The following is a 12,286-nucleotide window of genomic DNA, read 5'->3' as shown; positions in this document are numbered from 1 at the left end:
AACTTTAATAAAATCTTAGCTAATATTCCCGTTCTAAATTAAAAAGATAGTATAAATTAAGCCAAAATTATGCTTGTAAAAAATAAGAGGAAAAGAAGATGTACGCAATTATCAAATGTGGTGGGAAACAATACAAAGTATCTGAAGGTGATATTTTAGATATTGATTACACTGGAAAAGCTGCAAAAGAGACTTTAGAGATAACTGATGTTATAGCTGTAAATAACGGTGAATTAAAAACTGGAGATGCAGTATCTAATGCTAAAGTTGAAGCAGTAGTAGTTCTTGATGGAACTGGTGTAAACAGAGCGAAAAAAGTTGTAATTTATAAAAAAAGAAGAAGAAAAGACTCTAAGCTTAAAAGAGGTTTTAGACAAAGCTTCACAAAAATTAGAATTACAAAAATTGCTGCTTAAGCAATAATCAAATTTAAGGAGAAATAAAATGGCTCACAAAAAAGGTCAAGGTAGTACTCAAAATAATAGAGACTCAGCTGGTAGAAGACTTGGAGTTAAAAAATATGGTGGAGAAGTTGTAAGTGCTGGAAACATCATTATTAGACAAAGAGGAACAAAAGTTCATTTAGGTAACAATGTTGGAATGGGTAAAGATCATACAATCTACTCTTTAATTGACGGTGTTGTTAAATTTGAAATTAAAGATAAAAAAAGAAAAAAAGTTTCTGTTTACGCTGCTTCGTAAATAAGAGATTTAGCTTTTTGAAAAAGGGTGTATGCTTTGCCATACACCCTTTTTTTATTTATAAAGGAAAACTATGTTTATAGATAGTGCAAGATTTAGTGTAAGTAGTGGAAAAGGTGGGCAAGGTTGTGCATCTTTTAGAAGAGAGAAGTTTATAGTTCAGGGTGGTCCTGATGGTGGAGATGGTGGAAAAGGTGGAGATGTTTACTTTTTAGTAGATAATAATACAGATACTCTATCTTTTTATAAAGGAAGAAGAGTTTTTAAAGCCGACAAAGGTCAACCTGGAATGGGAAGACAAAAAACAGGAAAATCTGCTGAACCCTTAGTTTTAATTGTTCCTCCAGGAACACAGGTAATTGATGATGACACAAATGAAGTTTTATTTGATTTGCTTGAAACTGGAGAGAAGGTTCTTTTCTTAGAGGGTGGGAAAGGTGGACTTGGAAATGTTCACTTTAAAAATTCGAGAAATCAAGCACCTACATATTTTCAACCAGGACTTCCAGGAGTTACTAGAAATATAAGATTAGAGCTTAAATTAATTGCTGATGTTGGACTTGTAGGTTATCCAAATGTTGGAAAATCTACTTTAATATCTGTAACTTCAAATGCTACTCCAGAGGTTGCGAACTATGAGTTTACAACTTTAACTCCAAAACTAGGAGTTGTAAATGTTGGAGATTATAGCTCATTTGTTATGGCTGATATTCCAGGAATTATTGATGGTGCTAGCGAAGGAAAAGGGCTTGGATTAGAGTTCTTAAGACATATTGAAAGAACAAAAACACTTCTGTTTGTAATTGATGTTGCAAACTATAGAACAATGATTGAACAATATAAAGTGTTAAAAGAGGAGTTGCAAAAATTTTCCAAAGAGTTGTCACAAAGAAATTTTGCTATAGCTTTAAGTAAAATAGATGCTTATTATGGAGAAGATTTAAAAGAGGATATTAAAAACTTTTTAAATGAGTTAAATTTAGAAGCTAGTAATAAAAATGAGTTTAAATTTGATGAAGAATTGCCATATTTTGTGCAAGATTTAATATTCTCAAAGTATGATAGTAGTAAACCATATTTTGTTTTACCAATATCATCTTTAAATAAGACAAATATAAAAGCTCTAACATTTGCACTATATGGAATGCAAGGAAAGTAGATGAAAAGGTTAGTTATTAAAGTAGGAACTGCTGTTTTAACTCAAGATAATGAATTAGCAATTCAAAGAATGCAAAATTTAGTTGAGCTTATTGCAAAATTAAAAATAGAGAAAAATTTAGAGGTAATATTGGTAAGTTCGGGTGCTGTTGGAGCTGGTTATACAGAGTTAAAACTTGATAAAACAGTTTTAGCAAATAAACAAACTCTTGCAGCAATTGGTCAGCCAAAATTGATGAAAACTTATCAAGAGATGTTTTCAAAATATAATATAATAGCTGCTCAAATGCTATTTATTGCAGATGATTTTGATTCAAGAAAAAGAAGTCAAAATGCAAAAAATGTTATGGAAATATTGCTTCAAAACAGTGTTTTGCCAATAATAAATGAAAATGATGTTATCTCAACAGAAGAGTTAATAGGGGATAATGACCAATTAGCAGCTTATGTAACACACTATTTTAAAGCCGATATGCTTGCAATTTTAACAGATATTGATGGATATTATAATAAAAATCCAAGAGAGTTTAGTGATGCACAACTTCAAAAAATTGTAAATGAAATAAGCTCTGAAGAGCTTGATAAAAAACCAAGTGCCAATTCAAAATTTGCAACAGGTGGAATTGTAACAAAACTAAAAGCAGCAGATTTTTTAATGCAAAAAAATATTCCTATGTATCTAAGTAGTGGATTTGATTTAAAAAATGCTTATGATTTTTTATTAAATAATATACATAATAGTGGAACACTATTTAAAAAATAAGGATATATTTTGAGCAAAAAAGTTTTATTTATGGGAACACCATCTTATGCTACTGAGATTTTAAAAGAGCTTTTAGCAAGTAAGTATGAAGTTGTTGGAATTTTCACTCAAGAGGATAAACCAGTAGGTAGAAAACAACTTCTTACACCTCCTCATATAAAACAGTTTTGTATCGATAACTCTTTAGATATACCTATTTTTCAACCAAAAAAACTAAAAGATAATTTAGTTGCATATTTATCAATTTTAGATTTAAAACCAGATTTTATTATTGTTGCAGCTTATGGACAAATTCTTCCAAAAGATATTTTAAATATTGCTCCTTGTATAAATCTTCATGCTTCAATTTTACCAAATTATAGGGGAGCTAGTCCTATTCAAGAGGGTATTTTAAATGATGATAAATATCTAGGAGTTACTTCTATGTTTATGGAAGAGGGACTTGATTGTGGAGATATTTTGGGATTTTCATATTTAAGAAATAATAATTTACTTGTAGATGAAGCATTTGAAAAACTATCAATTTTAGCAGCTAAACTTACAATTACAACTTTAAATAATTTTGAAAATATAAGACCATTAAAACAAAACAACTGTGAAGCTAGTTTTTGTAAAAAGATTAAAAAAGAGGATGGATTAGTAGATTTTTTTGATGCAAAAAAACTATTTTTGAAATATAAAGCTTACTCTTTTTGGCCAACAATATTTTTAAAATCTGATCTAAAAATAAAGGATATTGAGCTTATTGAAGAGAGTTCAAAAAATGAAGCTGGAAAAATTTTAGAGATATCAAAAGATTATATTATTGTTGCATGTTTGACTGGAACATTAAAAATTAAAACAATTCAAGCTCCATCTAAAAAAGCTATAAATGCTGTTGAGTATATTAGAGGTCAAAGATTGGAAGTTGGAGATATTTTAGAGTAATTACAAAAGCATATAAATGCTTTTGTAATTTATGCTAAATGCGTTGTGAATAGTGTAATTGTTAGAAGACTTAAAATAACACCTAATACTAAGCTATTTATAGCAATTTTCTCATCCAAGCCACCTTTTATAGCTAAAACTGCTGCCATAGTCATTGGTGGCATTGCAACTTCAATAATTGTAACTTTAATCCAAGTTTCATCTAAATTATAAAAATAGTTAAATAAAAATAAGACAACTATAGGAACAAAAATCATCTTTAAAATTACAGCTATTGTTACAATATGAAGTTTTGAAAATATATTTTTTAATTGAAGTTTCATTCCAATAGCAATCATTGCAATAGGAACTAAAGTTGAGCCTAAATTATCTGTTGTATGTATTAAAAAGTTTGGAATTTCAAAGTTTTTTGCAATTAAAGTTACAAAAAATATTATCATAGGAGGAAATAAAAAGATTGATTTTGAAATAGTAAAGATACTATTTTTTCTTCCACTTCCCCAAGTAATTATAAACATACCAACAGAAACTAAAAGTAAAAATGAACCAAAAATATCATAAATAAGTCCATAAACTATAAAATCTTGTCCATAAAAAGCATCAATATAAGAAAAACCTATAAATGAGGTATTTCCAAAAGTTGCCATAATCATAAAAGTAGCAAGATAAATTTTTTCTAATTTAAGAAGTTTACCAATTAAAAAAGATAGTAATAAATTAAATAGAATAATTGCATTAAACATTAAAATTAGAAGTAAATGATCAAAATTTAAATCCAAAGGATAAATTTTTGAAAAAACAATTGCAGGAAGAGAAAAATAGATAATAAAATCTACAAGTTGTTTTGAATTATCTTGAAAAAATATTTTATATAAGTAACCAAATAACAAATATAAAGCAATCGGTAAAACAGGGTCTAGCATTAAAATTCTCCTTTAAAAGTTTTGATTATAATTAATATACTCTTTTAATAAAATTATATATAATTTGCAAATGAAATTTATACGATTAAAAACAGTTAATTCAACACAACTTTATTTAAAAGATTATGTTAGCAAAAATGGTTACAAAGAGCCTATTTGTGTTGTTGCAGATATACAAACTAATGGAATAGGAAGTAGAGGAAATAGTTGGCAAGGAGCTATTGGAAATCTATTTTTCTCTTTTGCTTTAAATAAAAACGATTTACCAAACGATTTACCTTTGCAAAGTGCTAGTATATATTTTACATATATTTTAAAAGAGATATTTGCACAAAAAGGTTCAAGAGTTTTTTTAAAGTGGCCAAATGATTTTTATATAGAAAATAAAAAAATTGGTGGAGCAATTACTTCAACAACAAAAGATCTTCTTTTTTGTGGTATTGGAATCAATTTAAAAGAACCAAATAGTGATTTTGGAAAATTGGATATAAAAATAGATATTGAGGAACTTTTAAATGAGTATTTTGAAAATATTTCTAAAAAAATTGAATGGAAGGAAATTTTTAGTCTTTTTAAGGTAGAATTTAGACATTCAAAAAAATTTCAAGCAACAATTGATGGTATCAAAGTTTCACTTGAAAATGCAATTTTAAATGGTGATGGTTCTATACAAATTAACGATAAAAAGGTATTTAGTTTAAGATGACAGAGATTATTTCAATAGCAAATCAAAAAGGTGGAGTAGGTAAAACTACTACAGCTGTTAATCTTAGTGCAGCACTTGCACTGGATGGGAAAAAAGTGTTATTAATTGATGCAGATCCACAAGCAAATGCAACAACATCTTTAGGTTTTCATAGAGATACTTATGAATATAATATATATCATGTTATGCTTGGAACAAAAGAGCTTTCTGAAATAATTTTAGACTCTGAAATAGATAACTTAAAAGTTGCTCCATCTAATATTGGTCTTGTTGGTATTGAAAAAGAGTTTTATAAAAATACAAAAGAGAGAGAGCTTGTATTAAAAAGAAAAATAGATACTGTAAAAGATGAATACGATTATATAATAATAGATTCACCTCCAGCTTTAGGACCAATTACAATAAATACTTTAGGTGCTTCAACATCTGTATTAATACCAATCCAGTGTGAATTTTTTGCACTTGAAGGTTTAGCACAGCTATTAAATACAATAAAATTAGTTAGACAAACTATAAATAAAAATCTTGAAATAAAAGGTTTTTTACCAACAATGTATAGTTCGCAAAACAACCTTTCAAAACAGGTTTTTGCTGATTTGGCACAACATTTTGAAAGTAAGTTATTTAAACTAGGAGATGATTCTTATATTGTAATTCCAAGAAATATAAAATTAGCAGAGAGTCCAAGTTTTGGAAAACCAATCATGCTTTATGATGTAACAAGTATTGGAACTAAAGCTTATGAAAATTTAGCGAAAGCAATAATAGGATAGAAAAAATGAAATTAGGTGGTAAAATGGCACTAGGAAGAGGCTTAGGTGAGCTTTTAGGAGAAGTTGAAACTGCTTATGAAAATTCAAATTCAAACTCAAATAGTAGTGGTGTTAAAAAGATTGAAGTAGCATTAATTGATGCAAATCCAAATCAACCAAGAAAAGTCTTTGATGAGACAAAACTTCAAGAGTTAAGTGACTCTATAAAAGAGCATGGACTTTTACAGCCCATTGTTGTTGTTGAAAATGATAATGGAAGATATACTTTAATTGCAGGTGAGAGAAGACTTAGAGCTCACAAATTAGCATCTTTGGAAGAGATTAGTGCGATTATTACAAACATTGATGAGTTAAAATTAAGAGAGCATGCTTTAATAGAGAATATTCAAAGAGAGGATTTAAATGTAATAGAGTTAGCTTTTTGTTATGCACAACTTATAAATGAACATAATATTACACATGAAGAGTTATCAAAAAAAGTATTTAAAAGTAGAGCTTCAATTACAAATACTTTAAGACTTTTACAGTTAAGTTCATATGTTCAACAATTTTTATCTTCTGGAAAATTAAGCGCTGGTCATGCAAAAGTAATGATAGGCTTAGATCCTAATATTCAAAAACAACTTTGCGATAAAATAATTAGTGAAGATTTGTCTGTTAGAGAGGTTGAGAAATTAATAAAAGATATAAAAGAAGAAAAAATTAGTAAAGATATAAATGAGAAAAAAAATGTTACTAATAGTTACAATACTGAGGTTTTAAATAATTTCTTGAAAGTTTTAAAAAATGACAAAATAAAAGCAAAGCTTGATAAAAACTCAATTAAAATAACTTTTAATTCCCAGGATGATATTGATAGAATAATTAGTTACTTAAATCTACAATAATACAAAAAAAATATAAATTTTTACACTTTTAATATTTCCTTATAGAATATTCTGATAGAATTTAAGCGTTTTAGTTAAACTAAACTGTAAAAATATGGAGGAATGAATGTTAGACATAAGTCCTATACTAATGCTTAGCACAGCTATCATCTTTCTTTTAGTTGTTGCTAGACTTAATAGTTGTCTATTCAAACCACTATTAAATCACATGGATGAGAGATCAGCTCAAATTAAAAGTGATTTAGAAGAAGCAAAATCAAACAGTAGTGATGTTGATGAGCTTTTAGTGGAAGCTAATGAGATTATCTCAAAAGCTAAAAGAGAAGCAGCAGCTATTAGAGAGCAAGCTTACAAAGAAGCTAAAGATAGTGCTGATGTTAAACTTGCAAGTGAAAAATTAAATTTAGATACAAAAGTAGCTGAATTTAAAAATAGCTTACAAAGTGAAGCAGAGAATTTAAAAGTCTCTTTATTGTCATCAATGCCTCAATTTAATAATAGCTTGAAAAACAAGCTAAACTCGATTTAGGAAGTGATAATGATAAAAGGATTATTATTAGCTATGGCTATGGTTCCAGTTGCATTATTTGCAAGTGAAGGTGCGGAAACGAACTATGATATAGTTCAAAGAACCGTTAACTTTGTTATATTCGCAGCGATTTTATGGTATTTACTTGCTCATAGAATTAAAGCATTTTTCTCAAATAGAACTTTGAGTATCCAAGCTGAACTTGATAAAGTTCAAGATACTAAAAGAGCTTCAGAAGAGAAAAAACAAGAAGCAATTAAAAAATCAGAAGATGCAAAAAGAATTGCAGCTGAGATTGTTGAAGGTGCAAAATCTGATGTAGAAGCGATAAAACAAAAAGTTTTAGTTGCTGTTGAAGCAGAAATTGCAAATTTAAATAAAAATTTTGATGAAATGATGAAAGTTGAACTTTCAAGAGTAAAAAAAGATGTTGTAGCTTCAATTCTTGAAGAGCTATTAAATTCAGATACTATTAATTTATCACAAGATGAGTTAGTAAACATTGTTCTTAAAAAGGTAGCATAATGAAGGATTTAATAGCAAAAAGATATGTAAAAGCATTGCTTGAAGCAAGAGATCTTGGTGAAATTACGAGTTTTAGTGAAAAGCTAGATGGTGTTGCAAAAGCTTTTTTAAATGATAAGTTTAAATCTATAATAGCATCTTCAACTGTAAATGAAACAGCCAAAGTAGATTTTATTTTATCGATGGTTGAAAAACCTGAAAAATCTTTGGAAAACTTTATCAAACTTCTTGGTGAAAAGAGAAGATTAGATATTATTCCATTTGTTGCAGCAGAATTAAAAAATCAAATTGCAAAACTAAATAATAGTTTTATTGGAGTTATTTATACAAATAAAGAGCTTCCAGCTAAAAGTGTTAGTTCAATTGAAGAACAATTTAGTAAGAAATTTGATGTGAAACTTTCATTATCTCAAAATGTTTGTGATTATGATGGAATTAAAGTTGATATAGATGGACTAGGTGTTGAAATATCTTTCTCTAAAGATAGATTAAAAACTCAGTTAATCGATCATATTTTAAAAGCAGTTTAGAACTTATAAAGGAGAAATTTGAATGGGTGCAAAAATTCAAGCAGATGAAATCAGTTCAATTATTAAAGAGAGAATTGATAACTTTGAATTAAATGTAGATGTAAACGAAACTGGTAAGATTATATCTTATGCAGATGGTATTGCTCAAGTTTACGGTCTTAAAAATGTTATGGCTGGTGAAATGGTTGAGTTTGAGAACGGTGAAAAAGGTATGGCTGCAAACTTAGAAGAGTCTTCAGTTGGTATCGTTGTTCTTGGAAAAGGTTTAGGTCTTAGAGAAGGTACTTCTTGTAAAAGATTAGGTGAACTTCTTGAGGTTCCAGTTGGTGAAGCACTAGTTGGAAGAGTTGTAAATGCACTTGGTGAACCAATTGATGGTAAAGGTGCTATTAACGCAACTGAAACAAGATATGTTGAAGAGAAAGCTCCTGGTATTATGTCAAGAAAATCTGTTCACGAGCCATTACAAACTGGTATTAAAGCAATTGATGCATTAGTTCCAATTGGTAGAGGACAAAGAGAGTTAATTATTGGAGATAGACAAACTGGTAAAACTACAGTTGCTATTGATACAATATTAAATCAAAAAGGTGAAAATGTTGTTTGTATTTATGTTGCAATTGGACAAAAATCATCTTCAGTTGCTTCTGTTGTTAGAACATTAGAAGATGCTGGAGCTATGGATTATACAATTGTTGTAAATGCATCAGCTGCTGATTCTGCAACATTACAATTCTTAGCACCATATACAGGTGTTACAATGGGTGAATTCTTTAGAGATAATGGAAAGCACGCACTGATTATTTATGATGATTTATCAAAACATGCTGTTGCATATAGAGAGATGTCATTAATTTTAAGAAGACCTCCAGGAAGAGAAGCATACCCAGGAGATGTATTCTACCTACACTCAAGATTACTTGAGAGAGCTGCAAAAATGAGTGATGAAAAAGGTGCTGGATCTATGACAGCATTACCAATTATCGAAACTCAAGCTGGAGACGTTGCTGCATATATTCCAACAAACGTAATTTCAATTACTGATGGACAAATTTTCTTAGAAACAAACCTATTTAACTCAGGTATTAGACCTGCAATTAACGTTGGTTTATCAGTTTCAAGAGTTGGAGGAGCTGCTCAAATTAAAGCTACAAAACAAGTTGCTGGTACATTAAAACTTTCACTTGCTCAATATAGAGAACTTGAAGCGTTTGCACAATTTGCATCAGATCTTGATGAAGCTACAAGAAGAGAGTTAGAACTTGGTCAAAGAATGGTTGAAGTTTTAAAACAAGGTGTTAATAAACCACTTGTTATTGAAAAACAAATTGTGATTATTTATGCTGGTACTAAAGGGTACTTAAATGATGTTGCGGTTAAAGATGTTGTAAGATTTGAAAACGAGTTACATCTGTTTATTGAGCAAAAATATTCAGATATTTTAAGTGCAATTAAATCAAGTCAAAAACTTGATGAAAACACAGAGTCAAAATTAAAAGCTGCATTAGAAGAGTTTAAAACTGTATTTAATGCAAATTAAGGATTAGTCTATGGCTAACTTAAAAGAGATAAAATTAAAAATTGGAAGTGTTAAAAATACAGAAAAAACTACAAAAGCTATGAAGCTTGTATCTTCTGCAAAACTTACAAGAACTAGACAGTTATCTGAACAGTCAAGAAGTTATGCAGCTAAGATAAATGAAGTTTTATCTGATATTGCAGCACGAGTTAGCAAAGTTCAAGAAGATGGAAATCTAGGAAGAGCATTTGTTCAAAATGCAACTCCAAAAACAGTTGATATAGTTTTTGTAACAGCTGACAAGGGACTTTGTGGTGGTTTTAATATGCATACTATTAAAACTGTAAGTAAAATGATTAGTGATTATGAATCTTTAGGTGCAAATGTAAGATTAAGAGCTGCTGGGAAAAAAGGAGTTGAATTCTTCTCATTCCAAGGTAAGAACATAGAGCAAAAATCTATTGAATTATCATCGGCTCCAACTTATGAAAAAGCTTCTGATTTCATAAAAGCTGCAGTAGAAGATTTTAAAAATGAAGTTACTGACAAAGTAATCATTGTTTACAATGGATTTTTAAATATGCTTACTCAAGAGATTAGAGTAAGAGAACTTTTACCAATTAGTTTAGAAAAAGTTGAAATAACTGAAACTACATCTATGCTGAATATTGAGCCAGATGATGATGACGAAGTTTTAAGAGAATTAACTGATAAATATATTGATTTCAATATGTATTATGCGCTAATTGACTCTTTAGCTGCAGAACACAGTGCTAGAATGCAAGCAATGGAAGCTGCTAGTAAAAATGCAAAAGAGAAAGTTAGTAGTTTAACAGTTGAGTATAATAAAGCAAGACAAGCTGCAATTACAACAGAGCTGATAGAGATTATCAGTGGTGTTGAAGCATTAAAATAATTTAAGAAGGAGATGCCCTATATGAAAGGTAAGATTATTCAGGTAATGGGTCCGGTTGTTGACGTTGAGTTCGACGGATATTTACCAGAGATTAATGAAGCTATTGATGTTACTTTAGATGACAAAACTAAAGATAGACTAGTATTAGAAGTTGCTGCACATATTGGTGATAGTAGAGTAAGAACTATTGCTATGGATATGACAGATGGACTTGTAAGAGGTCAAGAGTGTACTGCTACTGGAGGTCCTATTAAAGTTCCTGTTGGTGAAGCAGTTTTAGGAAGAATTTTCAATGTTATTGGTGATCCAGTTGATGAAGGTGCTGCAATTCCTGCAGATGTTGAAAGATGGTCAATTCATAGATCTGCACCAGCTTTTGATGAGCAATCAACAAAAACAGAGATGTTTGAAACAGGTATCAAAGTAGTTGACCTTTTAGCACCATATTCAAAAGGTGGAAAAGTAGGACTATTTGGTGGAGCTGGAGTTGGTAAAACAGTTATTATTATGGAATTAATCCATAACGTTGCATTTAAACACTCAGGATACTCTGTATTTGCTGGAGTTGGAGAGAGAACAAGAGAAGGAAATGACCTTTACCATGAGATGAAAGACTCAAACGTTCTTGACAAAGTTGCTCTGTGCTATGGTCAAATGAGTGAACCACCAGGTGCTAGAAATAGAATTGCACTTACAGGTCTTACAATGGCTGAATACTTTAGAGATGAAAAAGGTCTTGATGTTCTTATGTTTATTGATAACATCTTTAGATTTGCTCAATCTGGATCTGAGATGTCAGCACTTTTAGGAAGAATTCCTTCAGCTGTTGGATACCAACCAACACTTGCAAGTGAGATGGGAAAACTACAAGAGAGAATTACATCTACTTCTAAAGGTTCTATTACTTCTGTTCAAGCTGTTTACGTTCCAGCGGATGACTTAACTGACCCAGCTCCTGCTTCAGTTTTTGCTCACTTAGATGCAACTACAGTTTTAAATAGAAAAATTGCAGAAAAAGGTATCTATCCAGCAGTTGATCCACTAGATTCTACTTCAAGAATTTTAAGTGCAGATATTATTGGACAAGAGCACTATAACACTGCTAGAGGTGTTCAATCAGTTCTACAAAAGTATAAAGATTTACAAGATATTATTGCAATTCTTGGTATGGATGAGTTATCAGAGTCTGATAAACTTGTTGTAGCACGTGCAAGAAAAATCGAGAGATTCTTATCTCAACCATTCTTCGTTGCTGAAGTATTTACAGGAAGTCCTGGGAAATATGTTGAGCTTAAAGATACAATTGAAGGTTTCCAAGGAATTTTAGATGGTAAATATGACCATGTTCCTGAAATGGCATTCTATATGGTTGGTGGAATTGATGAGGTTTTAGCAAAAGCTGAAAAAATGAAATAAACCATAAGGGTC

Annotated in this window: 15 protein-coding genes; 14 read left to right on the top strand and 1 reads right to left on the bottom strand. The window is 29.9% G+C overall.

Annotated elements, in window-relative coordinates; all coding sequences use genetic code 11:
* Positions 1–98: 98 nt before the first annotated feature.
* The 5 genes from rplU to fmt all read left to right on the top strand — a co-directional run bounded on the left by rplU (position 99) and on the right by fmt (position 3,550).
* Positions 99–416: a 50S ribosomal protein L21 gene (gene rplU, locus WC168_RS03810; RefSeq protein ID WP_066159891.1), complete on the top strand. Its 318-nt coding sequence runs from the start codon at positions 99–101 to the stop codon at positions 414–416.
* A 28-nt stretch (positions 417–444) separates the two neighbouring features.
* Positions 445–702, top strand: coding sequence for a 50S ribosomal protein L27 (gene rpmA, locus WC168_RS03805; protein ID WP_066159888.1), 258 nt, complete (start codon positions 445–447; stop codon positions 700–702).
* Between the two features lie 73 nt (positions 703–775).
* On the top strand, positions 776–1,861 hold the full coding sequence (gene obgE / locus WC168_RS03800; RefSeq protein WP_372617628.1) for a GTPase ObgE: 1,086 nt from the start codon (positions 776–778) through the stop codon (positions 1,859–1,861).
* On the top strand, positions 1,862–2,623 hold the full coding sequence (gene proB, locus WC168_RS03795) for a glutamate 5-kinase (RefSeq protein WP_066350546.1): 762 nt from the start codon (positions 1,862–1,864) through the stop codon (positions 2,621–2,623).
* Positions 2,624–2,632: 9 nt separating this feature from the next.
* The gene (gene fmt / locus WC168_RS03790; protein ID WP_082946492.1) at positions 2,633–3,550 is read left to right on the top strand and encodes a methionyl-tRNA formyltransferase; all 918 of its coding nucleotides are present in this window, start codon (positions 2,633–2,635) and stop codon (positions 3,548–3,550) included.
* Between the two features lie 29 nt (positions 3,551–3,579).
* Here fmt and WC168_RS03785 read toward each other — a convergent pair whose 3' ends face one another.
* Positions 3,580–4,473 carry an AEC family transporter gene (locus tag WC168_RS03785; protein ID WP_066159876.1) on the bottom strand — a complete coding sequence of 298 codons (894 nt, stop codon included), beginning with the start codon at positions 4,471–4,473 and terminating at the stop codon, positions 3,580–3,582.
* Between the two features lie 70 nt (positions 4,474–4,543).
* Between WC168_RS03785 and WC168_RS03780 the strand changes: the two genes are divergently transcribed.
* The 9 genes from WC168_RS03780 (at position 4,544) to atpD (ending at position 12,274) form a co-directional block, all read left to right on the top strand.
* Positions 4,544–5,179, top strand: a complete 636-nt coding sequence (locus WC168_RS03780) for a biotin--[acetyl-CoA-carboxylase] ligase (protein WP_066159874.1) — start codon at positions 4,544–4,546, stop codon at positions 5,177–5,179.
* Complete coding sequence (locus tag WC168_RS03775; protein ID WP_109065242.1) at positions 5,176–5,952, top strand: ParA family protein; 777 nt, start codon at positions 5,176–5,178, stop codon at positions 5,950–5,952. The genes WC168_RS03780 and WC168_RS03775 overlap by 4 nt, the downstream gene beginning before the upstream one ends.
* Before the next feature lie 23 nt (positions 5,953–5,975).
* Complete coding sequence (locus WC168_RS03770) at positions 5,976–6,839, top strand: ParB/RepB/Spo0J family partition protein (protein ID WP_372617632.1); 864 nt, start codon at positions 5,976–5,978, stop codon at positions 6,837–6,839.
* 106 nt (positions 6,840–6,945) lie between these two features.
* The gene (locus WC168_RS03765) at positions 6,946–7,368 is read left to right on the top strand and encodes a F0F1 ATP synthase subunit B' (protein WP_372617625.1); all 423 of its coding nucleotides are present in this window, start codon (positions 6,946–6,948) and stop codon (positions 7,366–7,368) included.
* Positions 7,369–7,377: 9 nt separating this feature from the next.
* Complete coding sequence (locus tag WC168_RS03760) at positions 7,378–7,893, top strand: F0F1 ATP synthase subunit B (RefSeq protein WP_066159865.1); 516 nt, start codon at positions 7,378–7,380, stop codon at positions 7,891–7,893.
* Entirely contained in the window at positions 7,893–8,423 is a 531-nt protein-coding gene (locus WC168_RS03755) for a F0F1 ATP synthase subunit delta (protein WP_372617623.1), read from the top strand. Before WC168_RS03760 ends, WC168_RS03755 begins: the two co-directional genes overlap by 1 nt.
* Before the next feature lie 22 nt (positions 8,424–8,445).
* Entirely contained in the window at positions 8,446–9,963 is a 1,518-nt protein-coding gene (gene atpA, locus WC168_RS03750; RefSeq protein ID WP_066159858.1) for a F0F1 ATP synthase subunit alpha, read from the top strand.
* 10 nt (positions 9,964–9,973) lie between these two features.
* The gene (gene atpG, locus WC168_RS03745; RefSeq protein WP_066407736.1) at positions 9,974–10,858 is read left to right on the top strand and encodes an ATP synthase F1 subunit gamma; all 885 of its coding nucleotides are present in this window, start codon (positions 9,974–9,976) and stop codon (positions 10,856–10,858) included.
* Positions 10,859–10,879: 21 nt separating this feature from the next.
* Positions 10,880–12,274: a F0F1 ATP synthase subunit beta gene (gene atpD, locus WC168_RS03740; protein WP_066159853.1), complete on the top strand. Its 1,395-nt coding sequence runs from the start codon at positions 10,880–10,882 to the stop codon at positions 12,272–12,274.
* The last annotated feature ends 12 nt before the right edge of the window (positions 12,275–12,286 follow it).

The organism is Aliarcobacter sp. (assembly GCF_041672065.1).
Classification (GTDB): Bacteria; Campylobacterota; Campylobacteria; order Campylobacterales; family Arcobacteraceae; genus Aliarcobacter; species Aliarcobacter skirrowii.
The sequence above is the reverse complement of the archived record's forward strand: the minus strand, read 5'-3'. Positions and strand labels throughout refer to the sequence as shown.

Bases quoted from the DNA above. Each gene is read 5' to 3' on its own strand.
- rplU (WP_066159891.1), top strand. From the start codon at position 99: ATGTACGCAATTATCAAATGTGGTGGGAAACAATACAAAGTATCTGAA.
- rpmA (WP_066159888.1), top strand. From the start codon at position 445: ATGGCTCACAAAAAAGGTCAAGGTAGTACTCAAAATAATAGAGACTCA.
- obgE (WP_372617628.1), top strand. From the start codon at position 776: ATGTTTATAGATAGTGCAAGATTTAGTGTAAGTAGTGGAAAAGGTGGG.
- proB (WP_066350546.1), top strand. From the start codon at position 1,862: ATGAAAAGGTTAGTTATTAAAGTAGGAACTGCTGTTTTAACTCAAGAT.
- WC168_RS03785 (WP_066159876.1), bottom strand. From the start codon at position 4,473: ATGCTAGACCCTGTTTTACCGATTGCTTTATATTTGTTATTTGGTTAC.
- WC168_RS03780 (WP_066159874.1), top strand. From the start codon at position 4,544: ATGAAATTTATACGATTAAAAACAGTTAATTCAACACAACTTTATTTA.
- WC168_RS03775 (WP_109065242.1), top strand. From the start codon at position 5,176: ATGACAGAGATTATTTCAATAGCAAATCAAAAAGGTGGAGTAGGTAAA.
- WC168_RS03770 (WP_372617632.1), top strand. From the start codon at position 5,976: ATGGCACTAGGAAGAGGCTTAGGTGAGCTTTTAGGAGAAGTTGAAACT.
- WC168_RS03765 (WP_372617625.1), top strand. From the start codon at position 6,946: ATGTTAGACATAAGTCCTATACTAATGCTTAGCACAGCTATCATCTTT.
- WC168_RS03760 (WP_066159865.1), top strand. From the start codon at position 7,378: ATGATAAAAGGATTATTATTAGCTATGGCTATGGTTCCAGTTGCATTA.
- WC168_RS03755 (WP_372617623.1), top strand. From the start codon at position 7,893: ATGAAGGATTTAATAGCAAAAAGATATGTAAAAGCATTGCTTGAAGCA.
- atpA (WP_066159858.1), top strand. From the start codon at position 8,446: ATGGGTGCAAAAATTCAAGCAGATGAAATCAGTTCAATTATTAAAGAG.
- atpG (WP_066407736.1), top strand. From the start codon at position 9,974: ATGGCTAACTTAAAAGAGATAAAATTAAAAATTGGAAGTGTTAAAAAT.
- atpD (WP_066159853.1), top strand. From the start codon at position 10,880: ATGAAAGGTAAGATTATTCAGGTAATGGGTCCGGTTGTTGACGTTGAG.